Source organism: Xanthomonas sp. NCPPB 2864, from assembly GCF_056675615.1.
Genome location: NZ_JBWWVS010000013.1, coordinates 42,492 through 66,846 on the forward strand (window position 1 = coordinate 42,492; position 24,355 = coordinate 66,846).

General features: G+C 65.5%; 19 protein-coding genes. 8 read left to right on the forward strand and 11 right to left on the reverse strand.

The window, feature by feature from the left end:
* The first annotated feature begins 367 nt into the window (after nucleotides 1–367).
* The 4 genes from AC1KVE_RS19380 to AC1KVE_RS19395 all read left to right on the forward strand — a co-directional run bounded on the left by AC1KVE_RS19380 (nucleotide 368) and on the right by AC1KVE_RS19395 (nucleotide 9,557).
* Nucleotides 368–1,420, forward strand: a complete 1,053-nt coding sequence (locus AC1KVE_RS19380; RefSeq protein WP_104593425.1) for a LacI family DNA-binding transcriptional regulator — start codon at nucleotides 368–370, stop codon at nucleotides 1,418–1,420.
* 135 nt (nucleotides 1,421–1,555) lie between these two features.
* Nucleotides 1,556–4,585, forward strand: a complete 3,030-nt coding sequence (locus AC1KVE_RS19385; RefSeq protein WP_481092914.1) for a TonB-dependent receptor — start codon at nucleotides 1,556–1,558, stop codon at nucleotides 4,583–4,585.
* Between the two features lie 308 nt (nucleotides 4,586–4,893).
* Complete coding sequence (locus AC1KVE_RS19390) at nucleotides 4,894–7,929, forward strand: TonB-dependent receptor domain-containing protein (RefSeq protein WP_054592241.1); 3,036 nt, start codon at nucleotides 4,894–4,896, stop codon at nucleotides 7,927–7,929.
* 107 nt (nucleotides 7,930–8,036) lie between these two features.
* The gene (locus AC1KVE_RS19395; RefSeq protein WP_024937642.1) at nucleotides 8,037–9,557 is read left to right on the forward strand and encodes a tryptophan halogenase family protein; all 1,521 of its coding nucleotides are present in this window, start codon (nucleotides 8,037–8,039) and stop codon (nucleotides 9,555–9,557) included.
* A gap of 205 nt (nucleotides 9,558–9,762) precedes the next feature.
* Here AC1KVE_RS19395 and AC1KVE_RS19400 read toward each other — a convergent pair whose 3' ends face one another.
* The 4 genes from AC1KVE_RS19400 to AC1KVE_RS19415 form a co-directional block, all read right to left on the reverse strand.
* Nucleotides 9,763–10,458 (reverse strand): hypothetical protein, encoded by a 696-nt coding sequence (locus tag AC1KVE_RS19400; RefSeq protein ID WP_184381416.1) that lies wholly within the window; start codon nucleotides 10,456–10,458, stop codon nucleotides 9,763–9,765.
* A gap of 5 nt (nucleotides 10,459–10,463) precedes the next feature.
* Nucleotides 10,464–11,060 carry a hypothetical protein gene (locus AC1KVE_RS19405; RefSeq protein WP_126966958.1) on the reverse strand — a complete coding sequence of 199 codons (597 nt, stop codon included), beginning with the start codon at nucleotides 11,058–11,060 and terminating at the stop codon, nucleotides 10,464–10,466.
* Between the two features lie 277 nt (nucleotides 11,061–11,337).
* Nucleotides 11,338–12,069: an orotidine-5'-phosphate decarboxylase gene (pyrF, locus tag AC1KVE_RS19410; protein ID WP_046345131.1), complete on the reverse strand. Its 732-nt coding sequence runs from the start codon at nucleotides 12,067–12,069 to the stop codon at nucleotides 11,338–11,340.
* Entirely contained in the window at nucleotides 12,066–13,031 is a 966-nt protein-coding gene (locus tag AC1KVE_RS19415) for a 5'-nucleotidase, lipoprotein e(P4) family (RefSeq protein WP_102256375.1), read from the reverse strand. Before AC1KVE_RS19415 ends, pyrF begins: the two co-directional genes overlap by 4 nt.
* 16 nt (nucleotides 13,032–13,047) lie before the next feature.
* On the opposite strand from AC1KVE_RS19415, the gene AC1KVE_RS19420 reads away from it, so the two are divergent.
* Nucleotides 13,048–13,254 carry a hypothetical protein gene (locus AC1KVE_RS19420; RefSeq protein ID WP_481092913.1) on the forward strand — a complete coding sequence of 69 codons (207 nt, stop codon included), beginning with the start codon at nucleotides 13,048–13,050 and terminating at the stop codon, nucleotides 13,252–13,254.
* Between the two features lie 58 nt (nucleotides 13,255–13,312).
* Complete coding sequence (locus AC1KVE_RS19425; protein ID WP_104555610.1) at nucleotides 13,313–13,981, forward strand: YceH family protein; 669 nt, start codon at nucleotides 13,313–13,315, stop codon at nucleotides 13,979–13,981.
* A gap of 132 nt (nucleotides 13,982–14,113) precedes the next feature.
* Here the strand turns inward: AC1KVE_RS19425 and AC1KVE_RS19430 are convergent, their stop codons facing one another.
* From AC1KVE_RS19430 to rep, 3 genes are all read right to left on the reverse strand, one after another.
* Nucleotides 14,114–15,148: a DUF4272 domain-containing protein gene (locus AC1KVE_RS19430; RefSeq protein ID WP_104575883.1), complete on the reverse strand. Its 1,035-nt coding sequence runs from the start codon at nucleotides 15,146–15,148 to the stop codon at nucleotides 14,114–14,116.
* A 150-nt stretch (nucleotides 15,149–15,298) separates the two neighbouring features.
* Entirely contained in the window at nucleotides 15,299–15,889 is a 591-nt protein-coding gene (locus AC1KVE_RS19435) for a GNAT family N-acetyltransferase (RefSeq protein ID WP_054592231.1), read from the reverse strand.
* A gap of 63 nt (nucleotides 15,890–15,952) precedes the next feature.
* Nucleotides 15,953–17,929 carry a DNA helicase Rep gene (gene rep, locus AC1KVE_RS19440; RefSeq protein WP_481092912.1) on the reverse strand — a complete coding sequence of 659 codons (1,977 nt, stop codon included), beginning with the start codon at nucleotides 17,927–17,929 and terminating at the stop codon, nucleotides 15,953–15,955.
* Nucleotides 17,930–18,042: 113 nt separating this feature from the next.
* On the opposite strand from rep, the gene AC1KVE_RS19445 reads away from it, so the two are divergent.
* Together AC1KVE_RS19445 and AC1KVE_RS19450 are read left to right on the forward strand one after the other, a co-directional pair.
* Nucleotides 18,043–18,708 carry a thymidine kinase gene (locus tag AC1KVE_RS19445; protein ID WP_024937658.1) on the forward strand — a complete coding sequence of 222 codons (666 nt, stop codon included), beginning with the start codon at nucleotides 18,043–18,045 and terminating at the stop codon, nucleotides 18,706–18,708.
* A 206-nt stretch (nucleotides 18,709–18,914) separates the two neighbouring features.
* Nucleotides 18,915–20,159, forward strand: a complete 1,245-nt coding sequence (locus tag AC1KVE_RS19450; RefSeq protein ID WP_481092911.1) for a GAF domain-containing sensor histidine kinase — start codon at nucleotides 18,915–18,917, stop codon at nucleotides 20,157–20,159.
* Nucleotides 20,160–20,309: 150 nt separating this feature from the next.
* On the opposite strand, the gene AC1KVE_RS19455 is transcribed toward AC1KVE_RS19450, so the two are convergent.
* The 4 genes from AC1KVE_RS19455 to AC1KVE_RS19470 all read right to left on the reverse strand — a co-directional run.
* Nucleotides 20,310–21,911 carry an OpgD/OpgG family glucan biosynthesis protein gene (locus AC1KVE_RS19455; RefSeq protein WP_126966967.1) on the reverse strand — a complete coding sequence of 534 codons (1,602 nt, stop codon included), beginning with the start codon at nucleotides 21,909–21,911 and terminating at the stop codon, nucleotides 20,310–20,312.
* Nucleotides 21,912–21,979: 68 nt separating this feature from the next.
* Nucleotides 21,980–23,083, reverse strand: a complete 1,104-nt coding sequence (locus tag AC1KVE_RS19460; RefSeq protein ID WP_481092910.1) for a DUF4380 domain-containing protein — start codon at nucleotides 23,081–23,083, stop codon at nucleotides 21,980–21,982.
* 184 nt (nucleotides 23,084–23,267) lie between these two features.
* Nucleotides 23,268–24,083: a bifunctional DNA-formamidopyrimidine glycosylase/DNA-(apurinic or apyrimidinic site) lyase gene (mutM, locus tag AC1KVE_RS19465; RefSeq protein WP_481092909.1), complete on the reverse strand. Its 816-nt coding sequence runs from the start codon at nucleotides 24,081–24,083 to the stop codon at nucleotides 23,268–23,270.
* A gap of 91 nt (nucleotides 24,084–24,174) precedes the next feature.
* Nucleotides 24,175–24,355: hypothetical protein (locus AC1KVE_RS19470; protein WP_481092908.1), on the reverse strand; the 181-nt coding region annotated here is incomplete at its 5' end.

Below are 24,355 nucleotides of genomic sequence, written 5' to 3' on the forward strand. Positions count from 1 at the left end.
TCTGAACGCACTGGCGGCAAGGCGCGCGACAACCGTGCGCCCGGGTACGGTGCGGAAACGTTAGATTTTCGTAGTTCCATGCATGTTGTCGCCCAGTGTCCGACATTGACTGCCGTTGTCCTTCCCGGACAAACTTGTCCAGGCGATGCCGCCAAGCCCTTGTGCCACCTGCGTTTGGCCCAATGGTGCAGCGCATCATGTAAGCGCTTGCAGTTCCTGCTAGCGTGCGCGCCATCTCGCTCTGAGGTCGCCATCGGTTGGGGCCGATGTCATTCATGTGCATGTGTGACACGAACGTTCTGCGCCAGCGGACCGTGCGACCCTTCCCGGCGTGCGGCGGCAACCGCGTTGTCCTGGAGGTTTTGCCATGAGTCGGCCACGCTCCGAAGGCGGTAGCGTCACCATCAAGGACGTCGCGCGCGAAGCGCAGGTGTCGGTGGCAACGGTCTCGCGCACCATGAATGGGCACCAACATGTGGCCGAGTCGGTGCGCGAGCGCGTGCTGCAGGTGGCCCGCGCGCTGCATTACATCCCGCACCACGCCGCGCGCAGCCTCAGCAGCCGGCGCACCCACACCATCGGGGTGGTGTTGCCTGACCTGCATGGCGAGTTCTTTTCCGAACTGATCCGCGGCATCGACCAGGTGGCGCGCGAGCAGGGCTACCACCTGCTGGTGTCCAGCTCGCACGGCGACCCGCAGGCGCAGCGCAGGGCGCTGGAACGCCTGCCCGGGCGCGTGGACGGGGTGGTGGTGATGTCGCCCTCGCTGGGCGACTCCGGCGTGCACGAGGACGCCCTGCCCGGCGGCCTGCCGGCAGTGCTGCTCAACTGCGCCGGCACGGCCAGCCAGCGCCCGGTGCTCAACGTGGACAACTACGGCGGCGCGCGGACGATGACCCGGCACCTGCGCGACAGCGGCCACCGCCGCATCGCCTTCATCGCCGGGCCGGCCGACAACTTCGATGCGCATGAGCGTCTGCGCGGCTACCGCGACGAGCTGGCGCTGGATGCCGACGTGCAGCCGTGGGTGCTGCCGGGCAACTTCGACGAAGAGTCCGGCTACCGTGCCGGCCAGACGCTGGCACAGGGCGCGCGCCCGGATGCGGTGTTCGCAGCCAACGACATGATGGCGCTGGGCTGCCTGTTCGCGCTCGGCCATGCCGGGCTGAAGGTGCCGCAGGACATCGCGCTGGCCGGCTTCGACGACGTGCCGATGGCGCGCTACGTGCTGCCGGCGCTGACCACCATGCGGGTGGATATCGCCGGGCTGGGCGCGCGGGCACTGCAGTTGTTGCTGGGCCAGCAACTGGTCGATGCGCCCGCCCCGCCCGCCGATGCCGCACCGCCGGCGTTTTCCGAGATGGTTCCCGAACTGATCGTGCGCGCGTCCAGCGCGCCGCGGGCGGCGCCTCCCACCTGAAACGCGCCACCACGCTTTGCCGAACGTGTGTTGCTTGCAGTCCTTTGCCGTTGTTGCCAGCTGTCCCGCTTGACGCAGTACCGACGCGCCAGCCACTCCGCTGGTTCGCGCTTTACCCCTGGGAGGGGGGAAGTCATGAAGAATTACCGCACCGTCTCCACCCTGCCCGCGCGCAGCCTGTTGTGCTGCGCCCTTGCCGCCTCGTTGCTGGCCAGCACCCCGGCCATGGCCCAGTCCAGCAATGCGACCTTGCGCGGCCAGGTTGCGGCAGCACAGGCCGGCACCACCGTGACCGCGACCAATGTCGCCAGCGGTGCCGTCCGACGCGTGCCCACCGGTGCCGACGGCAGCTACGCGCTGGTTGGCCTGCCCCCGGGCACCTACAAGGTGGATGCCGGCCCCGGCAGCGAGCAGACCGTGACCCTGTCGGTGGCCTCGTCGGTCACCTTGAACCTGGGCGGCAGCGCAGCCGCGGCGCCTGCCGGCGATGCCACCACGCTGGATGCGGTGCAGGTCACCGCCACCACGCTGCAGGAGGTCAAGACCTCCGAAGTGGGCACCAACGTGTCGCTGAAGCAGATCAGCACCGTGCCGCAGCTGACGCGCAACTTCCTGGAGTTCGCCGACACCGTGCCGGGCATGCAGTTCGAGACCAACTCCAACGGCAACAGCCAGATCCGCGGCGGCGCGCAGGGCAGCTCGGCGGTGAACGTTTACATCGACGGCGTCGGCCAGAAGAGCTACCTGTTCGGCGGTGTGTCCGGGCAGGAGCAGAGCGCGGGCAACCCGTTCCCGCAGCTGGCCATCGGCGAGTACAAGGTCATCACCTCCAACTACAAGGCCGAGTTCGACCAGGTCGGTTCGGCGGCGATCGTGGCCTCGACCAAGTCTGGCGGCAATGAGTTCCACGGCGAGATCTTCGGGCGCACCAGCAACACCGATTTCCGCGCGCGTCAGCCCGACGAACGCGCCGGCGCGCCCAACTCCGATGGCAGCAAGCGCAAGACCCACCAGGACGAATACGGCTTTGCGCTGAGCGGACCGATCGTGCAGGACAAGGCGCATTTCTTCTTCAGCTACGAAGGCAAGGGCTTCGAGGTCTCGGCCGATCCGGTGGCCGTGCCCGATCGCTTCAGCGCGCTCAGCGACGACTTGCCGGCCGGCGTGCAGAGCCGGCTCGGCTCGGTCACCCGCCCGTTCAACGAAGACCTGTATTTCGGCAAGGTCGACTGGGACATCGGCGAGAACGACCGCCTCGAGCTCACCGGCAAGTACCGCGACGAGGAAAGCCGCGACAGCGTCGGCGGCCAGACCACCGCGATCGCCTCCAAGATCAACCTCAACACCGAAAAGCGCTTCGACCTGCGCTGGCAGCATTACGGCGAGCGCTACGTCAACGAAGCGCGCGTGTCCTATGAAGACGTGCTGTTCAATCCCACCGCCTACACCGTGGGCAGCCAGAGCGTGTACACGCGCGGCATCGCCGAAGACGACGTGCTGCTCAACGACGGCGCCACCAGCGGCCTGGCGATCCAGCGCAAGGGCCAGAAGGGCCCCAGCTTCCAGAACGACCTGACCTTCAACAACCTGGAGTGGCACGGCAACCACGTCATCAAGATGGGCGTGAAGTACAAGGAAGTGGAGCTGACCCAGAGCGAGAACTCTGCGGCCAACCCGTCGTTCTACTACGCGGTGGGCGATGGCGCGGGCACCTCGGCCATTCCCTACCAGGTGCGCTTCAACCTGCCGTTCGCCGGTGCCGCACCGTCGGTGACCACCACCAGCAAGCAGCTGGGCCTGTACATCCAGGACGATTGGGACGTCAACGACAAGCTGCAGTTGAATATCGGCGTGCGCTGGGATGGCGAAAAGATTCCCTCGTACCTGGACAACGTGACCCCGCCGGAAGTGGTGGCGGCCTTGAACGGCCCCGGCACCGATCCGGCCGTGAGCGCCACCTACGCCGAGCAGCTGGCCAAGGGCGGGGTGGACATCAACGACTACATCAGCAACGGCCGCAATCGCAAACAGGACAACAACAACTTCGCACCGCGCCTGGGCTTTTCCTACGACTTCCGTGGCGACGAGTCGCTGGTGCTGTTCGGCGGTGCCGGCCGCAGCTACGACCGCAACCTGTTCGACGTGATGGGCCTGGAGCAGATCAAATCCGCGCTGGCGCAGTACACGATCCGCTTTGCCGGGCCCACCAACTGCGTCCCGGCGGCGGGTACCTGCACCGCCTTCGATCCGAACTATGTGAGCAATCCCGACAGCCTGGCCAACCTGGTCGATGCGCGCGTGCGCAACGGCGAAATCGACCTGCTCAACAACGATCTGAAGACGCCGTATGCCGACCAGTATTCGCTGGGCCTGCGCACCCAGCTGGGCGACTGGAACACCTCGGCCACGCTGTCGTACATCCACAGCAAGGACGGTTTCATCTTCACCCTGGGCAACCGCTATGCCAACGGCGATTTCTTCCAGAACGGCAACCAGGCGTTCGGCCAGACACCCCGCGGCTTCGGCAACCTGATCATCGGCAACAACGGCGTGGAGACCAAGACCGGCCAGTTGCTGCTGTCGGCAGACAAGCCCTATACGCAGGAGAGCGGCTGGGGCCTGACTGCGGCCTACACCTTCTCGCGTGCGCGCGGCAATCGCGGCAACGACGATCGCTACGGATTCGATGCGGCCACCATTGCCGACTACCCGTTCCTGGATCTCAATGCGGTGCCGCGCCACCGCCTGGTGCTTACCGGCATCTACGACCTGTTCTGGGGCATCAGCGGCTCGGCCAAGCTGACCCTGGCCACGGTGCCGCCGCGCAACGAGGCGATCTCCTACGACCAGTACGGCGGCCCGAGTTCGGACAACATCCGCGTGGTCTCGGTGGATGCGCCCGGCGGCAAGTTCATCACCGGCGGCGATATCTTCGGCACCCGCCAGCTGGACTTGTCGTTGTCCAAGGACATGCACATCACCGATGCGGTGACGGTGCAGGTGCGCGGCGATCTGATCAATGCGCTGAACTTCCGCAACTACGATCAGTACAGCATCGACTGGGGCAGTGCCGGCGTATACGACCCGCGCGTGAGCATCAACCAGTACGGCGCGATGTCCACTCCGCCACGGACCTTGTTCATGAGCGCACGCATCATCTGGTAACGGCTGCGTTGGCGGCATCCGGCGTCTCGACGCCGGTACCGCACCCGCTGCCTAAGCTGCATCGGCCCCACGGCAATGGGGAGGGGCCGGCAGCAGGTTTGTTGCATCGTCCCGATTGAGATGTGTTGCTGCGGCGCGACGCGCGATGCCGCAGACGCCACGCTCCGGTTGGCGACCGTTTTTGCTGTGTTTGCCGTCCCTGCTGTTTGTTTGTTGCCCGCTGTACCCGTTCCATCCACACCAAGCACCAACCTCGACGCGCCAGTCACTTCACTGGTTCGCGCTTTACCCCTGGGAGGGGGAAAGTCATGAAGACTCACCGCACCGTCTCCACCCTGCCGGCACGTAGCCTGTTGTGCTGCGCCCTGGCTGCCTCGTTGTTCGCCACCACCCCGGCCATGGCCCAGTCCAGCAACGCCACGTTGCGCGGACAGGTCGCTTCCGCACAGAGCGGCAGCGAGGTCGTCGTCACCAACCTCGCCACCGGCTCGGTGCGACGCGCACCGGTCAATGCCAACGGCAACTACACCATCGTCGGTCTGCAGCCGGGCACCTACAAGGTCGAATCCAACGGCGCCAGCCGCACGGTGACCCTGTCGGTGGCCTCCAGCGCCACCGTCGATCTCGGCACCGAGGCGGCCGCGGCGCCCGCCGGCGACGCGACCACACTGGACACGGTGACGGTCAGCGCGCCGATGATTCGCGACGTCAAGACCTCCGAGGTGGGCAACACCATTTCGGCGCGACAGATCCAGCAATTGCCGCAGGCCACGCGCAACTTCCTCGAGTTCGCCGACACCGTGCCGGGCATGGTGTTTCAGGTGGATGGCAACGGCAACACCAAGCTGCGCGGTGGCGCCTCCAATGCCAGCGCCGGCAATCTGTATATCGACGGCGTCGGCCAGAAGAGCTACGTGCGCAGCGGCGGCGTTGCCGGCCAGAGCGACACCCAGGGCAACCCGTTCCCGCAGCTGGCGATCGGCGAATACAAGGTCATCACCTCCAACTACAAGGCCGAATACGGCCAGATCAGTGGCGCGGCGATCACCGCGGCCACCAAGTCCGGCACCAACGAATTCCACGGTGAAGCCTTCTATCGCTACACCGACCAGGATCTGCGCGACAAGCGGCCCGACGAGGAAGCCAACGGCAAGATCGATTCGCAGACCAAGGAATACGGGTTTGCGTTGGGTGGGCCGATCATCCAGGACCGCATGCATTTCTTCGTTGCCTACGAAGGCAAGGAGAACGTCGCACCCAAGAGCGTGCAACCGAGCGCAGAGGCAGCCGCGTTCCTCAACCAGCTGCCTTCCGATCTGGCCAGCCAGTACGGCCCGGCCAACATGCCGTTCGAAGAAGACCTGTTCTTCGGCAAGATCGATTTCGAACCCACCGATCGCGATCGCATCGAGCTGAGCACGATCTATCGCGACGAGACCCAGACCGCCAACGTGGGCGGCACCAACACGCTCGCGCAAGCCACCGACAAGATCAACAAGGACAAGCGCACCAACCTGCGTTGGCAGCACAGTGCAGACAACTGGTTCAACGAGGTCATCGTCGGCACCGAAAACTCGGAGAACAACCCGACCCCGCGCACGCTGGGCAACGGCATCGTCTACACATATTTCCAGCCGCGTGCCGGCTCCACCGATATCGATGAGCGCACCTTCCTGACCACCGGTTCGGCCGGCGGCAGGAATGCGCAGCGCAAGAGCCAGAAGGGCTGGTTCCTGCAGAACGACCTGACCTTCACCAGCTTCCAGTGGCACGGCGAACACACCATCAAGATGGGTGTGAACTACAAGGACATCGAGCTGACCTCGCAGGACGCGGCCGCGCTGAATCCGCAGTTCAGCTACCGCGTCAACGGCGGCAGCGTGGAATCCACGCCGTATCGCGTCGACTTCATTGCGCCCTACACCACGCCCGGCCAGCGGGCGACGGTGGTATCGCCGTCCAAGCAGTACGGCATCTATCTGCAGGACGATTGGGCCGCCACCGACAAGCTGATGATCAACATCGGCGTGCGCTGGGATTACGAGGACACACCGGCCTACACCGACTTCGTGACCTCGCAGGCCTTCGTCGACGCGCTGTACGCCAACGATGCGGAAAACCCCGGTCAACCATGGGCCAACCGTCTGCTGCCCAGCGGCATCAACGTGGCCGATTACATCAGCACCGGCAACAACCGCAAGAACTTCAAGGATGCCTGGGCTCCGCGCTTCGGTTTCTCCTACGACTTCTTCGGTGACGAGGCCGCCATCCTGCACGGCGGTGCCGCGCGTTCGTACGACCGCAACCTGTTCGAGCAGCTGGCCCTGGAAACCAGTAAGGCGGCGTTGTCGCCGGTCGCGGTGTATTTCGAAAACCCGGCAACCCAGCAGTGCTATCGCGCAGACCGCACGTGCGTTGCGTTCGACCCGCGTTACCTCAACGGCATCGATCAGCTCAACACCATTCCCGGTGTCGCTGGCAGCGCCGAGTTGTTCATGTTCAACAACAAGCTCAAGACGCCGTACAGCGACCAGTACAGCATCGGCATCACCAACCAGGTGGGCGACTGGCTGACCGATGTGACGTTCCAGCGCATCCTGAGCTACGACGGCTTTGCGATGGGCCTGATCAACCGCTATCCGGATGGCTCCTACTTCCAGAACGGCAACGTGCCGTGGGGCGAGCCGGTGCCGGGCTACCAGAACACCATTCTGGGCAGCAACGGCCTGGAGCAGCGCAACAGCCAGGTCCTGCTGTCGGCCGACAAGCCGTACACCAAGGAATCCGGTTGGGGCCTGACCCTGTCCTACACCCACACCAGCGCGCGCCAGAACCGCAACATCGATGAGCCGTACGGTTTCGACAAGGCGACCATCCGCGGCTATCCGTTCGTGAAGTCCGACGCCGTGGCCGCACATCGCTTTGTCGCTTCCGGTTCGATCGATGGTCCGTGGGGCGTCACCTTCGGTGCCAAGCTGGTGCTGGCAACGCCCGAGCCGATCAACACGATCGCCTGCTTCGGCTTCACCGATCCCGATGGCGCGACCTGCCAGCAGGTCGGTGTCACCCCGCCGGGCAGCGGCAAGTTCCTGGTCGGTGGCGATATCTGGGGCTACCGCACGGTGGACTTCCAGGCCACCAAGGAGTTCACCGTGGTCGGGGACTTCAAGCTCAACGCGCGCGTGAACCTGCTCAACGCCTTCAACTTCAAGAACTACAGCGCGTACGCCTACAACGGCTTCGGCAGCAACGGGCAGTTCGATCCGGACATCGCCATCAACACCAGTGGCGAAATCAACTACGTGCCGCGCAGTGTCGTGCTGGAAATCGGCGCCAAGTTCTGATTGGCCCCATCGCCACACGCGCCGACATGGGCGTGTGGTAGTTCGAACGGGGCCGGCTGGCCCCGTTCGTTTGTCCGTCCGCCATCTTTGCCCAGGAACACACAGGCATGATCCCCGCTCCCCTCCGCAACATCGTCATCGTCGGCGGTGGCACCGCAGGCTGGATGGCCGCCGCGGCATTCGCGCGCGTGCTTGGCCCCGGCTTCAAGGTGCAGCTGATCGAGTCCGAACAGCTCGGCACCGTCGGCGTCGGCGAGGCCACCGTGCCGCACATCAAGGCCTTCAATAACCTGCTCGGCATCGACGAAGCCGAGTTCGTCCGCCAGACCCAGGGCAGCTTCAAGCTTGGCATCGAGTTCGTCGACTGGCAGCGGCCCGGCACGTCGTACATCCATGGCTTCGGCACCCAGATTGGGCACCCGCTCGGGCTGCTGCCGTTCCACCAGTACTGGATCAAGCAGCACGCGCGCGGCAAGGCGCAGCCGCTGGGTGCCTATACGCTCAACACCGTGGCCGCGGTGCGCGGCAAGTTCATGACCTCGGCCGGCGATGTGCCGGCCAATTCGCCGCTGGCCAATATCGCCTACGCGTATCACTTCGATGCCACGCAGTACGCGCGCTTCTTGCGCACTTACGCCGAACAGCGCGGCGTCACCCGTATCGAAGGCCTGGTCGAGCAGGTGCAGCTGCATGCGGACAGCGGCCACGTGCAATCGCTGCAGCTGGCCTCCGGGCAGGTCGTCAGCGGCGACCTGTTTATCGACTGCTCCGGCTTCCGTGGGCTGTTGATCGAAGAAGCGCTGCACACCGGCTACCACGACTTCACCCATTGGCTGCCCTGCGACCGCGCCCTGGCGGTGCCGAGCGAAAACGTCGGCCCGCCCACGCCGTATACGCGCTCCACCGCGCGCGCGGCCGGCTGGCAGTGGCGCATCCCGCTTCAGCACCGCACCGGCAACGGCTATGTGTACTCCAGCGCGCACATCAGCGACGACGAAGCCGCCGCGACGCTACTCGCCAACCTGGAGGGCAAGCCGCTGTCCGACCCGCGCCCGCTGCGCTTCACCACCGGCCGGCGCAAGCAGTTCTGGAACCGCAATGTGGTGGCGCTGGGCCTGGCCAGCGGCTTCCTGGAACCGCTGGAATCGACCAGCATCCACCTGATCCAGGCCGGCATTTCCCGGCTGCTGGAGCTGTTTCCGCGCGAGGGCATCAGCCCGGTGCTGGTGCAGCGCTACAACGACCGGCTGGCATTCGAGTTCGACCGCATCCGCGACTTCCTGGTGCTGCATTACCACGCCACCGAGCGCGACGACAGCGCGTTCTGGCGCCACTGCCGCACCATGCCGATCACCCCGGAGCTGCAGACCACGCTGGACCTGTTCCGCGACAGCGGGCGCTTCTACCGCAATGCCGAGGAGATGTTCGCCGAGATCAGCTGGGTGCAGGTGATGGTCGGCCAGGGCATCCTGCCGCGGGGCTATCACCCGTTGGTGGACCAGGTGCCCGATCACGACGCCGAACGCTTCCTGGCCAGCGTGGCGCAGACCATCGGCCACTGCGTGGACGTCATGCCGACCCACCAGCAGTTCATTGATCGCTACTGCAAGGCAGCGGCGCCGCGTTGAGCGACGGCACCGCCGACGCAGTCGCTGCAAGCACCGATCGGCAGGCAAAAAAAAGGACCGGGCACAAGGCCCGATCCCTTCGAAAACCGGGACAAGCCCGGTGGACAATGAGTGGCACAGCTTCCGACTGACATCGGACGAGGGGCATCGTACGCAGGCTTTAACGTTAAAGCAACACTTTAATAATATCTACGTAACTCATTGATTAGTCAGAAGCAGCGACCGCTGCGGTCTCGTGAAACAAGGTCGGGAAGTTGCGTGCGAACTCTTCGCTGCACTGAGCAACGTAATCAGCACCCACCTGCTTCACCTTGGCGTAGTCTGCCGCTTGCCAGTCGGCCAGTGACAACTCAATGGGTGCCGGATTGCAGCGTTGTGTGACCGTTGCCTGGCGCTGGCCGTCGCGGTCCGGAGCACGCGCTTCCATATCCAATGAAAGGTGCAATTGGTAGGGCGTCTGCGAATCCGACAACGAAGTGTAGATCAATGCCCATGTGGCGGGACGGATCACAAACTGCGCGGGCGGCGTGGCCGCAGGATGCGCCAGCGCATAACTGCGCAGTTGTTCTTCCAGCGCGTGCGGGAGTTCCTTGATTGAAGGATCTACCAGATCCTCATTCGGGTCACCGAGCAGATCCTCCTTCTTAAATGCCGTAATGTTTCCGCCGGTGCTCATCGCCCCGAAGATTCCCTGCATGACTTTCAGGCTAGTTGCCTTTGCGGTGTGCGAGCGATGCACGACACGCAACCCGGTGGTCTTGCGATAGGTATCTTTCGACGCGACCACGGTCAATGGTGGCTGGATCGGCTCGGCGACGATCGCCTTGGGTTTTGGAGCCGTTGCGCAGGCGCTGAGCAGTGCGGCGCCCAGGCCAATGGAGATTAAACGGACATGTGCCATGGCAATCATTCCTTTGAGGTGGCGGGGCAGCTGGGTAACGCGGCGGCAATGGCGCGGCGTTCGGTCGTACCGTCGTTACGCTTTGTCAGGGCATACACATCGAGCCGGCAGCGGCCCGCACCGAAATCCACGTGCGCCTCGTAATCGATACCCGATTCCGGCACGAAACTCCGCGTGGTTGCGCAAGTCGGCCCGTGACCGATCGGGGCATTGCAGACCATTCGATAGCCTGGCGGCGCTTTGGGACACGTCTGACTGGCTACAGCACCGGCACTGAAACCCACCACCATGGGTTCACCTGCCCGCACAGCCAATTCCAAGGGATGTTTGGGTGTATCGCTCAAGCGCGGCATGCCCAGATCCTGCCCACCGAACACCAGCGCGCGAGCAGCTCTGCCAAATCCCGGCACGTTGGCACGGTCGCACGTGGTCCCAGGGTAGATGACGGTATTACCGTCATCGCCGACGATGCGCAGACGCGTTCGTTGACCGTCGGTGGGTTCGTTGTAGCGGAACAACTCAGGCACGTTGGCGACGAGAGAACAGGCGCCAAGGCCAATACAAAGCACCACCGCAGTTAGCGGCCGAAAAAGATCACGCATGACACTGCTATCCGAAACCGGTGTCCCATATCGGCAGCGACCGGCAGCGCGAGACGCTGCGGTAGTACCGTCCTTGGGCGATATGGCGCAAACATCGCGCACATGCGCATCCTTGCAGACGATGGTCACCGTCTAGGTCGCCTGCCGATAAAGAATTACGTTTTCACGTAATCCTCACCAGCAGGCAATACCCCACCCCAGGTGGGTGATTTCCCTACCTGAGTTGACTGGCTATCGCATTTCGCATCTTGCGAGGTCGCAAGAAACCGCAGCCGCCTTACTCGTGACGTTGCCCCAATGCAGTACGAATCTCGGCCTGGATCGCATTCGCCGCAGCGGCCGGATCGGCAGCCAGGCGGATCGGCCGGCCAACCACGATGGCATCGGCGCCGTCGTGGAAGGCCTGCGCCACACCCACGGTGCGTTGCTGGTCGTCGCCGACCGGGCCGCCGGGGCGGATGCCAGGGCAGACGATCGAAAACCCTGCGCCGGTGGCGCTGCGGATCGGGCCGGCCTCCTGGCCGGAGGCGATCACTCCGTCGATGCCGGCGGCCTGCGCGGCCAGCGCGCGCTCCACCACCACCTCCACCGGTTCGCGGTCGATGCCCATCGCCGCCAGGTCCGGCCGGCCCATCGAGGTCAGCACGGTCACCGCCAGCAGGCGCATGTCGCCGTGGTTGGCCTCGGCGGCGGCCTGCAGCATGCCGGCGTGCCAGCCGTGCACGGTGCAATAGCTCACCGGCCACTGCGCCAGCCGGCGGATGGTGCCGGCCACGGTGGCCGGGATGTCGAAGAACTTCAGGTCCACGAACACGCGCTTGTCGCGCCTGGCCAGGGCGTCGAGCACCTGGAAGTACTCGCCAGAGGCCAGCAGCTCCATGCCGATCTTGTAGAAGGACACCGACTCGCCCAGGCGGTCGACCCAGGCGATCGCCTCGTCGTGGCCGGGCACATCCAGCGCAAAGATCAGCCGCTCATGCGCGGCCAGCGGCAACGGGGCGCGGCTCATCGGGCCACCTCCAGCGCGGCGCGCTTGGCATCGTGGCGCTGCTGCCAGGGCTGGGCGTAATCGTTGTTGAACTGCGCCGGCTCCCAGCCGCCGTAGCTGGGGTTGGGCAGCATCCACCAGCGCTCGCCGAACCAGTCGTGGTATTGCTGCAGCAGCGCGCCACGCGCCTGGCCGGTGTTGGCGGTGACCTGCACGAAGTCGCCCAACTGGTCGCCGAACTGCATCAGCACGCGGTACTTCTGGCCGGCCAGCTGGCGCCGGCAGTTCTTCTCGCTGCCGTTCTGCTCGCAGCCCTGGACCACCGTGCCAAGGCCCAGAAACACGCTGTCATCGGCCACCGGCAGCCCGACGCTGCGCAGGTTGGCCAGCGTGGCGTCCTTCAGGTGCACGGCGCGGTTGGAGATATAGACCAGGGTGATGCCGCGGGCATTGGCGGCCTTGGCGAAATCCACCACGCCCGGGATCGCGGTGGCCTTCTTCTCCGCCACCCACTGGTCCCAACTCAGCTCGTCGTATTCCTTGCCGTCGCGCAGCAGGCGCGCCTGGTACGGCGAGTTGTCCAGCACCGTCTCGTCCACGTCCAGCACCACCGCCGGCTTCAGCCCGGTGGCGGCATTGCCGCGTTCCTCGGGCACCAGCGCGTCCCAGTTGGGCTGCTTCAGCGCCGCGTCCAGCTTGTCGGCAGCGGCGCGGTAGGTCTGCTCGGCCACTGCACGGTATTCCTCCGAGCGCTGCATCCACAGCACCGCGTTGAGGTTGTCGTCGCCGGCCGGCGCGGTGGCGGCCACGGGCGGCGTGGCGGTCTTGGCTGCGGCGGCGCCGGCGGCCGCATTGGCGGACACGGCCGCGTCCTGCGCGCGCTGCGCCAGCTCCTTATCGCCGGGTTTGCAGGCGCTCAGGGCCAGCGCGGTGCAGGCGAGCAGGGACAACGGGGCGTAAAGCGAGGGGCGCATGGCATCCACCAGGACAGGAGCGGCAATGAAGACCGCGATTTTAGCGGGTTCGCGCCGCGCCGCCCGCTCCGGCCGACAGCAGTGCTGCGGGCAGCGGCACGTGCGCACGCACGGCGACGTGGTCACCGTGGGATTTGCTGGCGTTGCACGCGTGCCTCATGCGCCTGCGACGACTGACGGCCGCTTCGATCCCGTTGCCGCTCTGGCTGCCCTGCACGGGATCGCGGCCTGAAGAACGCCAATGCAGGATCGGCATATGCTTGTGCGCTGATTGCCCCGGAGTCGCCCCCATGACAGATGCACCTTCCCCGCCCGTCCTCGATACCGCCCAGGCCCGCGTGCTTGGCTGCCTGATCGAAAAAGAGGCGACCACGCCGGATGCGTATCCGCTCACGGTCAACGCCGCGCAGGTGGCCGCCAACCAGAAGACCGCACGCGAGCCGGTGCTGAACCTGCAGACCGGCGTGGTGCATCACGCGCTACGCCAGCTGGAAACGCTGGGCCTGGTGCGCCAGCAGTTCTCCTCGCGCGCCGAGCGTTACGAACACCGGCTGGGCAGCGTGCTGGATCTGACCCGCCAGCAGGTGGCCCTGATCGGCCTGTTGCTGCTGCGCGGCCCGCAGACGCTGGGCGAGCTGTTCGCGCGCAGCGAGCGGCTGGCGCGCTTCAACGATGCCGACGACGTACGCCACCATCTGGACCGGCTGATCCAGCGCGGCCTGGCGGTGCAGCTGCCGCGTGCCAGCGGCCAGCGCGAGGACCGCTATGCGCATCTGCTCAGCGGCGAGCTGGACGTAGAGGCGTTGCAGGCCGCGGCGGCACGCGCTGCGCCAGGCCCTCGCAGCAGTGCCGACAGCAGCGAGCTTGAAGCGCGCGTACAAACGCTGGAAGCCACCGTCGCCGAGCTGCAGGATGCACTGGCCGCCGTGCAGGCGCGCCTGGAGGCGGCTGGCGCCTAGGGCGACGGTTCGCTCCTGGAGATGCCCGCTTCACATCGACGCCTGCGCGGAGCGCAAAGCACGCAACGACCAGCCAGACCGCCAGATGACGCGCTTGCCGCGCAGTGACGGCGCAGCCTGCGGCCGGCCCGCTTACGTCGGCGTATCCACCTCGTCCCAGTCGGCGTCTTCGAAGTGCAGCAGCCAGTTGAGGGTGTAGTGACGCTCGTAGACCACGCCCGGCACGATGCCGGCCGGTGGCGGTTGCTCGCTCTGGCCGGCCTGGCGCACCGCCCAATGCAGGCGCAAGTGCCGGTCCAGCGCATCCAGCAGCTCGGGCACCGGCCGTAGCGTCAGCAACGGCCGCGTCGCGGCCTCAGCATGCTCCAGCGCGCGCTGGGCAGCCAGGGGCACATCGCACAGGCTGGTCGGCTCCGGCAGCGCCTCGGCCAGCCCCAGGGCCCACTGCAGCACGGCCAGGCTCTCGTAGCGCCATCCGAAGTTGGCGAGCTGCTGCGGCTCCGGCGCAGGCTGGGCAAAAAAGGCGCGCTCCTGCGGCGACAGTGCCACCGCCACGCCGGGCAGGCGGGCGTCCATCTCTTCCAACCCGGGTGGCGTATCGCCGGCGGCCAGCATCTCCGCGCGCAAGGCCACCGCAAACAATGCCAGCATGCGCTGCGTCACCGCCGCCGCATCGCGCACCCGCGCTTCGGCCTCGCCAGGCACCGGCGGCAGGCTGGGGGGCACGCGGATGCCTTGCGCGGTCAGCTGCGCGAGTTGCTGCGCACGCCGCTGCAAGGCATCCGGCGGATACGGCACCTGCGCCTGCTCATCGATCGCCGGCTCGCCCTGGCTGATCAGCACCCGCCCGTGCGGATCGCGCACGCTGCCGTCGGCCAGGAAACACACCGCGTTGGCCTGCTCGGCCCACTGCGCCAATTCCCCGAAAGCCGCATCGTCGACCTCGAAGGTGAAGTGCTGACGCACCCGCTGCACATGCCGCATCAGGTGATAGCGCGGCTGAGTCATCTGGCCGTCGCCGGCCTGACTCACGTAGCCGACGAAGCCATGCAGATGCGTGGCCAGTTCCGGATCGGCGTGGTCGCGGTGCTGCACGGCGGCACGCGGCAGGAAATCCGGCCACAACGGCTCGCGCAGCGTGGAATAGGCGTTGACCAGCAATGGCATGCAAGTGTCCTTGTTGGGGCGACGGACACAACGACGGCGCTCATCGCCAGGCAGGTGCGGTGCGGAGTCGCTGCGCCGTCCATCCACCGAAGTGCCTGCGCGCCGTCCCCGCCACGCTGACGACTGTTTGCTGCGTTGTGTCGGCCGCGTTCAGCGGTGAGAGTCGCCGCCAGGGTGCCGCAGGCCTGCCCGGCTGTCCATGTCGGCCGGAGCGAGCGCGATCGTGTAATACAGCACCGGATGGTCCTCCTGGCTCAACACGCGCAGGCCTTGCCGCTGCAACCCAAGTTTTTCCAGCGCGCGAATCGAATCGGCATTGTCCGGCGACACGATCGCGCACAACTGCGGCAACCCCAGCACATCGCGCGCATGGTCCAGCACTGCGCGCCCGGCCTCGCTGACATAGCCCTTGCCGCGATGTTCGGGCAGCAGTGCAAAGCCGATATGCGGCACCGGCAAGGTATCGCGGCACAACAACCCCAATGTGCCGGCAAACGCCCCTTCCGCGCGCGTCTCCACCGCCCAGTGCGCAAAGCCGTATTTTTCCCGGTGCGCTTGCGCCCACTCACGCAGATGATCACGCGCCTGCTCGCGGGTGCGCACACCGCGGTCGTTGATGCCGGCGATGAAGCCGGGGTCGTTGACCAGCGTCAGCACTGCGTCGGCATCGCGCTCGGGATCCAATGTCCGCAGGCGCAAACGCGGGGTTTCGATCACGACAGTCACGGCGCACTCCGGCATCAGGGCAAACCAGACTGCCGTGCAGGCGTGTCGCTGGCAAGCCTGCGTGGTACGCAACAACCGCTAGTCGAACAACGCCTGGATCGCCGCCAAGCCCGCGCTGGCGCGCTCTTTCTTGCGCTCGGCATCGGCCACCGGGTCGGCACCATCGCGCTGCAATTCTTCGGCCGGGATCTCGTCGAAGAAGCGGCTGGGCTTGAGCCGCACATGCTCGCCGAACTTGCGCGTCAATTTGCTGTGGCTCATCCACAGCTGCTCCTTGGCGCGGGTGATGCCCACATACAGCAGGCGGCGCTCTTCCTGCAGGTTGCCTTCTTCCAGGCTCACTTCATGCGGCAGCACGCCGTCCTCGCAGCCGACGATGAACACGTAACGAAATTCCAGGCCCTTGGACGCGTGCATGGTCATCATGCGTACCTGGTTGCCGCCATCGTCCTTGTCGTTGCGCGACAACAACGCCAGCTGCGCGGCCAGATCGCTGGCACTTGCACCACGCGGGCCGCCTTCGAACCACTCGGCCAGCTCGTCCAGATTGCGCTTGCGCCGCTGGAAGCCGGTTTCGTCCTTGGACTGGTTGCGCAGGTCGTTGAGCAGGCCGGATTTGTCGGCCAGCATGCGTACCAGCTCCCCCGCCGGCAGCCTGGCCGAATGCTCGCGCATATCGCGCAGGATATCGGTGAACGCACTCAGGCCATTGGCCGCACGCGGCGGCAGGTGCTGCAGCGCGCCCATCGACTCGGCCGCGCGCGACATCGGCACCGACTTCGCACTGGCAAGCTCGGCCAACCGCGCCAGCGAGGTCGCACCGACCTCGCGCTTGGGCGACTGCACTGCGCGCAAAAACGCCGCGTCATCTTCGGGGTTGACGATCAGCCGCAACCACGACAGCACGTCCTTGACTTCCTGCCGCTCCAGAAACGCAGTGCCGCCGGTCAGGTGATACGGCACGCGCAGCAGCTGCAGCGCCTTTTCCAGCGGCCGCGATTGGAAATTGCCGCGAAACAGGATGCAGAAATCGCTCCACGGCACCTGCTTGGCGGTACCCAGGAACGAGATCTCGGCGGCGACCTTTTCCGCCTCGTGCTCGCTGTCGCGGCATTCCCACACGCGGATGCGCTCGCCGTCGGCCTGGTCGCTCCACAGGGTCTTCAAGTGCTCGTGCGGGTTGTGCGCGATCAAGGCATTGGCCGCACGCAGCACGCGGTTGGAGCAGCGGTAATTCTGTTCCAGCTTGATGATTTCCAGTGCCGGATAATCGCGCCCCATCTGCTGCAGGTTTTCCGGATTGGCGCCACGCCAGGCGTAGATGCTCTGATCGTCGTCGCCCACGCAGGTGAAGTTGCCGCGCGGGCCGGCCAGCATTTTCAACAGCCGGTACTGCGCATCGTTGGTGTCCTGGCACTCGTCCACCAGCAGGTAGCCGATGCGCTCGCGCCAGCCCATCACGATCTCTTCGTTGGCCTCCAGGATCTGCACCGGCAGGCGGATCAAGTCGTCGAAGTCCACCGCGTTGAAGGCGGTCAGCCGCGCCTGGTAGCGCTCGTACAGGCTGGCCGCTTCCTTTTCGCGGTTGCTGCGTGCCGCCGCCATCGCCTGTTCGGGCGACAGGCCGGCGTTCTTGGCGCGCGAGATCAGGTTCTTGGCATCTTCGATCGCATCGGGCTTGGCGCCGTGCATCAGATCCTTGATCTGGGCGGCGGCATCGTCGGAATCGAAGATCGAAAAGCCGCGCTTCAAGCCGGCAGCGGCGTGCTCGATCTGCAGGAACTTCAGCCCCAGCGCGTGGAAGGTACAGATGGTCAGGCCATCGGCGCCATCGCCACGGATGCGCTTGGCCACACGCTCGCGCATTTCCTTGGCCGACTTGTTGGTGAAGGTGATCGCGGCGATGCGCTTGGCCGGATAGCGGCCGGTGGCGATCAGGTGCGCGATCTTCTCCACGATCACGCGCGTCTTGCCGCTGCCGGCACCGGCCAGCACCAACAAGGGACCTTCGCAGTGCAGCACTGCGGCGCTTTGCGGGGGATTGAGACCGTGCATAGAGGCTTCCAACAGAGCAGGCCATTGTACCGGCGCCGCGCCGGGCAGGACTGCGCCGCCGGTTCATGCAGATGGCCGTCACCGCCGGCCGCCCGGCCCGGTAAAATCCACCGATGGCCAAGCTCTACTTCTACTATTCGGCAATGAATGCCGGCAAGACCACCACCTTGCTGCAGTCGGCGCACAACTACCGCGAACGCGGCATGCGCACCTTGATCCTCACGCCAAAGCTCGATCACCGCGCCGGCAGCGGCGTGGTGGCCTCGCGGATCGGCCTGCGCGCGGACGGGCGCACCTTCGATCGCGGCACCGAGTTGCAGCAACTGATCGAACGCGACATCCAGGCCGAAGGCGCGCTGCATTGCGTGCTGGTGGACGAGGCGCAGTTCCTCAACCGTGGCCAGGTCTGGCAGTTGAGCGAGGTGGTCGACCGCCTGCGCATTCCGGTGCTGTGCTACGGCCTGCGGACCGACTTCCGCGGCGAGCTGTTCGAGGGCAGCCAGTTCCTGCTGGCCTGGGCCGACGAGCTGGAGGAGATCAAGACCATCTGCCACAGCGGCAGCAAGGCCACCATGACCGTGCGCGTGGATGCGCAAGGCCACGCGGTGCAGGACGGCCCGCAGGTGGAGATCGGCGGCAACGAGCGCTACGTGTCGGTCAGCCGCGCCGAGTTCAAGAAGATCATGCGTGGCGAAGGCCGCATCGACCCGCTGCAGATCGCGTTGCCGCTGCCGCCTGCGGGCTCGTCGGACAGGGAAACCGGCACGGGGACGGGCTGAAGAATTCAGCCGAAATGCCGTTGACGCGCTGCCCCGGTATGCACGTGTGATGCGTCGATAAACCCCTGCAGGCATTCGATCGCCGCTGCATTTCCGCTACACATCGACAGGCGTATCGTTGCCGTGCCGTTGCAGCGATCCACGCGCAACCAGGCGCAACCACAGTCCTGTAAACTGGCGACCATCCACTTGTCGGGAGGCAATTCATGGGTCCGCTTCCTCCCGAGTTACGCGCAGATATCGCGCGTGTTGGCCGGCTATCGTCGGTCCCGGATGTCCTGACCATTCTCACCCGCCTGACCGGCATGGGGTTCGCGGCTGTTGCGCGCGTGACCGATACGCGCTGGATCACCTGCCAGGTCCGCGACGAGCTGTCGTTCGGCCTGGCGCCCGGCGACGAGCTGCCCCTGGTCACCACCTTCTGCGACAGCGTGCGTACCCAGGGCAACGCCTTGTGGTTCGGCCATGCCTCTGAGCACCCGGTCTTCCGCGACCACCCCACGCCGCGGCTCTATGGCTTCGAAAGCTATGTCTCGGTGCCGATCAGGTTCGACGACGGCAGCGTGTTCGGCACCTTGTGCGCGCTGGACCCGTTGCCGCGCGTCATGGATGCGCCGATGGTGGAAAAGGTCGAGCTGCTGGCGCAACTGCTGGCAGCGCAGATCCAGGCCGAACAACGCGCCGAAGAGAGCGCGCAGGAATCGCGGCGCGCACGCAGCGAGCTGGGGCGTATCGGCGCCTCCGCGCGCCTGCGCGAAGAATTCATCGGCATCCTTGGCCACGATCTGCGCAACCCGCTGCAGTCCATGCATGCGGTGGTGGACATGCTGGCAATCGACCCGCTCAACCAGCGCCAGGGCGGCGCGATCCGGTCGATGCAGCGCAGCCTGCGGCGCATGGAAGAACTGATCGACTTCGCCAACGATTTCGCGCGCGGTATCGAACGCGACTGGCTGCAACTGGACTACGGCAACGGCAGCGACCTGCTCGATGCCTTGTCGCAGGTTGTCGATGAAACCCGCGCCGCGTATCCGAACCAGGTGCTGTCCACGCATGTGGCCATCGACGAGCCGGTGCATGGCGATGCGGTGCGCCTGGCACAGATGTTCGGCAGCCTGATGATCAACGCCGTGGTGCAGGGGCAACAGAGTTCGCTGATCAAGGCGGTCGCGGTCACCGAGCAGGGCCGCCTGCGCATCGAGGTCTGCAATCTGGACGGGATCGATCCACGCCGGCTCGACGTGCTGCAGGCCTCCACCCACGTGCACACCGGTGGACGCGCCTTGCCCGAAGTGGATCTGGGCCTGCACATGGCCGCCCAGATCGCCCGGGCCCATCAAGGCGAACTGCGTATCCTCAGCGGCAAGGACGGCACCTGCTTCCGGGTGGACCTGGCCTGCGTGCGCCCGCGTGCGCGCATGCAGTTGGTCAACAGCTCGACGCCGGCCTGAGTCCGAGGCGGCGCCTGGGCGCCGCAGCCGCGACTGTGCGGCTGTAACGCAGCCACGGTCGCCATTCGAAATCGGCGGCCTGTCGTCACTGCGCCACCCGCACCTGCCTGACAATCGCCCACCTTATCGGTCGCGCGACGTCCCTGTGCGCTAGTAGACCTTGCGCTCGCTCGCCGGTGGCGGCGTCCACTGGTACAGCCAGGTCTCGGTCAGCGGCTTGCCGTTGGCGCGCAGGAACAGGCGGATATCGATCTGCCGGGTGCTGTCATCCGGCGGCACCAGGTCGAACATCGCCCGATAGCCCTTGAGCTCATGCAGCGGACGCGCCGACACGATCTCGGTGCTGCCACGCGACACCTGGAGGATGGCCTCGACCTTGGCTTTCGGGTCCTTGGCCAACGCAGCCAGTTCGCCACCGGCAAAATCCACCGCAAACCGCCACGAGAAATGGCTGCGCTTCTGCCCGACGATGCCGCCCAGGCCGGTGCGCGTGGCCACGCAATGCGCCAGCGGCGAGCTGGCCGGCGGATGCGCGCCCCAATACAACCGGTACCCCATCAGCAACTCTTGCCCCGGCTGCGGCTTGTCCTGCGGATTCCAGAATGCCACGATGTTGTCGAAGGTCTCGTCCACGGTCGGAATCTCGACCAGCTGCACCGAGCCCTTGCCCCAGCCGTTCTTGGGTTCCACCCACAGGCAGGGGCGCTTCTCGTAGAACACGCCGTCGTCCTGGTAATGGTCAAAGTTGCGATCGCGCTGCAGCAGGCCAAATCCGCGCGGATTCTCATCGACGAACATGTTGAAGCGCAGCTGCGGCGGATTGCACAACGGCCGCCAGATCCACTCGCCGCCGCCGGTCCACATTGCCAGGCCATCGGTGTCGTGGATTTCCGGCCGCCAGTCCCAGTCCATGCGGCGATCGTTTTCGCCGACCTGGTACATGCTGGTGCATGGGCCGATACCCAATCGCTCGATGGTCTTGCGCGGGTAGAGCGCGCTGTCGATCTCCATCACCAGCACCTCGCCATTGGTGATGGCAAAGCGATACGCACCGGCAACGCTGGGCGAATCCAGCAGCCCGTACACCACCACGGTGTTCGAATCGTCGGCCGGCTGTTCCAGGTAATAGGCGATGAAGTCCGGGAACTCCTCCGGCCCACCGGTACCGGTGTCGATCGCCAGCCCGCGCGCCGACTGCCCGTACTGGCCTTCCTTGCCGACTGCGCGAAAATAGCTCGCGCCCAGGAAGGCCGAGAAATCGCGATCGGTGTCCTTGCGCGTATTGAGACGGAACCCGGCAAAGCCCAGGTCCTTGGGCAGCTGCTTGCCGCCCAGCCCGCTGCTGCCGTAATCGAACGCCGCTGGGTCGTAGGCCAGCTGCTGCGCCTTGCCGTCGACGATGTCGTAGATATGCACGGGGGTGTGGAAATACAGCCCCAGATGGAAGAACTTCGCCTGGAACTTGCCGTTGCCGTCCGCCCATAGCGCATGGTCCTGGCGGTAGCGGATCGACTGGTATTGATCCCAGTTCAACGCTTCCAACGACCCCGGAAGCAGCTGCTTATGGCTCTTGTAAGGCGCCGTGGCCAACGCACGCGCCTGCCCCTTGAGCCAGCCATAGTCGAATGGCTGCGGCTGCCCCAGGCGACGCAGTCCAACGGCCTTGGCCGCCAACGCCCACTGCGGCAGCGCCGGCAAACCGAGCGCGGCCAATGCGGCGGCGGCATTCTTCAGGAAGTGGCGTCGTTGCATGCGCATCGGTCTGCTCAGGGAATGGCCGCCATCATAGCCACAGCTCGGCACGGAGGTGAATGCGGAGGTCAGGGCGCCTGAGACGAAGGCGCGCACGCATTGGTCAGCTGCAGCTCCTGCGCCTTGCTGCACAGGAACTGGTGTTGCGCCTGCTGCGCGTCGGATCCGGTATAGCGCAGCAAGGTCCATTGCTCGTTCGCCTGCATGCGCTCGCCTGGCGCCAGCTGCCGGTACGGCGCGTGCACTTCCATTTCCAGCAGCCCGCGCTCGGGATGCTGCGGCGGCGCGTCCAGATACAGCTCCACCTGCCCTTGCTCCGGATGGATGGCGGACAGCGGCTGGTGCGCAAAGCGGATCACCAGCACCTGGTCGCCTGCAAAGCCCGCCATCCAGCCTGCCGAAGGCTGCAACAACACCTTGCCACGCTGAATCAGCCCGTCCTGACGTGCATCGGCACGCAATGCAAACACGCCGCCGTGATGCCGGTAGGCCGGCGCAACCGTGCCGGCCTCGGTCGGCGGCTGGAGGCGAATGTCTGCCGCGTCGGCAACCGGTAGGAATACACGCGTGCTCGCCGCGACACGCGTGTTGAACCACAGATCCCAGGCGATGGACTCGCTGCGGATATTGCGGGCGGTGGCCTCAACCTCCACGGTATCGGCACGCGTGGATGAAAGAGCCACGCGCTTGCGTAGCTGCACGCCGGTGACCGGACTAGGCACGCCTTCCAGGATCAGGTGATCGCCACTACGTGTGACTGCACGTGTGGTTGCCAACGACAGATACGGATCCGGTGGCCAGACCGCGGTGGCCGCCTTGCGTGTCGGGTTGACCTGTTGATGCACCCACCACTGACTCTGCGGCCCTACCCAGACATCGTGGCCGAGGTACGGGATATCGCCTGCGGTCGCGGACACTTCTGGCACGGGCTGCTGATCAACTGCCTCACCCGTCTTCAACACGTTGGGGTGTCCACGCAAATTAAAGGACAACACGCGCCCACCGAACGCGGGCGTAGCACTGAGTTCAACAACTCCGTTGTGCAACTGGATGCGCTCAACTGCGGGTTTGGTGCTGGACATAAGCTCATCCGCGCATGCGCCTGTTGCCAGCGGCAACGCTGATGCAACCACAAGCATGATCGGCATAACGTAGCGCAGTGAGGCAGGCATGGACGACTCCAATCGCAGGACGTCACGATTGTGGCGCGATGTACGGCAACGCACCATCAAGCAATCGGCAACTGCGGCTCCAAGGGCGCCATGTGCTGTTATCCAAGGGCTACTCGCCAGCGGTCGTCACTGATCCAGAACTGGAGGCTGGTGTTTCGATCAGCGTGGGTCACCTGGCCGGCGTTCAACGTTGGCAACTGCTGCACCACACCGTCGCACGTTGCCCGATGGTGGCGTGTTTCAACGCACGTCCACACTGCTTGCAGGCTTCACCCTCGCGCCCATACACCGTAAGTTCCTGCTCGAAGTAACCGGGCGCCCCGTCCGGGCTGATGAAATCGCGCAGCGTGGTTCCGCCGCGCTGGATGGCGTAGCCGAGGATGTCTTTCACTGCTGTGGCCAGGCGCCGGTAACGGTCCAACGACACTTTGCCCGCTTCGCGTAATGGGCTGATTCCGGCGCGATGCAGGCTTTCTGCCGCATAGATATTTCCCACGCCGACAACGACCGCCTGATCCATCAGAAAGGTTTTCACTGCCGCGCGCCGGCCACTCGCCAGTGCATGCAGATAATCGCCAGTAAATGCATCCGATAATGGTTCCGGGCCAAGTGCCGCCAGCAGATCGTGCACGTGCGTGTCGTTTTGCCACAACAGGCAACCAAACCGGCGCGGATCGTTGAAGCGCAGGACACGGCCATTTTCCAGGCTGATATCCACATGATCGTGCGCCCGCGGCGGCGTATCGCCGGGTAACACGCGCAGACTTCCCGACATTCCAAGATGCAGCAGCGCGCTGCCGCCGGCATCGGTATCGATCAACAGGTATTTGGCACGGCGACGCACATCGGTGATGGTCGCGCCGGGCAACATGCGCTCGATCTGCTCGGGAATGGGCCAGCGCAGGTCGGGGCGTCGCAGGATGACGCCATGGATGCGTTGGCCAACCAGATGCGGAGCCAGGCCACGCAAAGTGGTTTCGACTTCGGGCAGCTCGGGCATGCAGGTCTCCAATCGTCCGGGCCGGCGGTACGCCAGCACGGATCAATATGGTGGCCAACGGCAGTAAATCCAGCTCGTCGCCCCAGTCTCGTTACGGTGCTCGATTGCGCCTGAAACGTCCGGGTGCCGTGGTGAGATTCGGACCTTTGCCTCTGGCTTTGGCTTTGGCTTTGGCTTTAGCTTTAGCTTTAGCTTCAGCTTTGGCTTTGGCTTTGGCCAGCTCGCTTAAATTTAGCCCCGGCTCTGGCTCTGGCTCTGGCTTTTCGCGACCG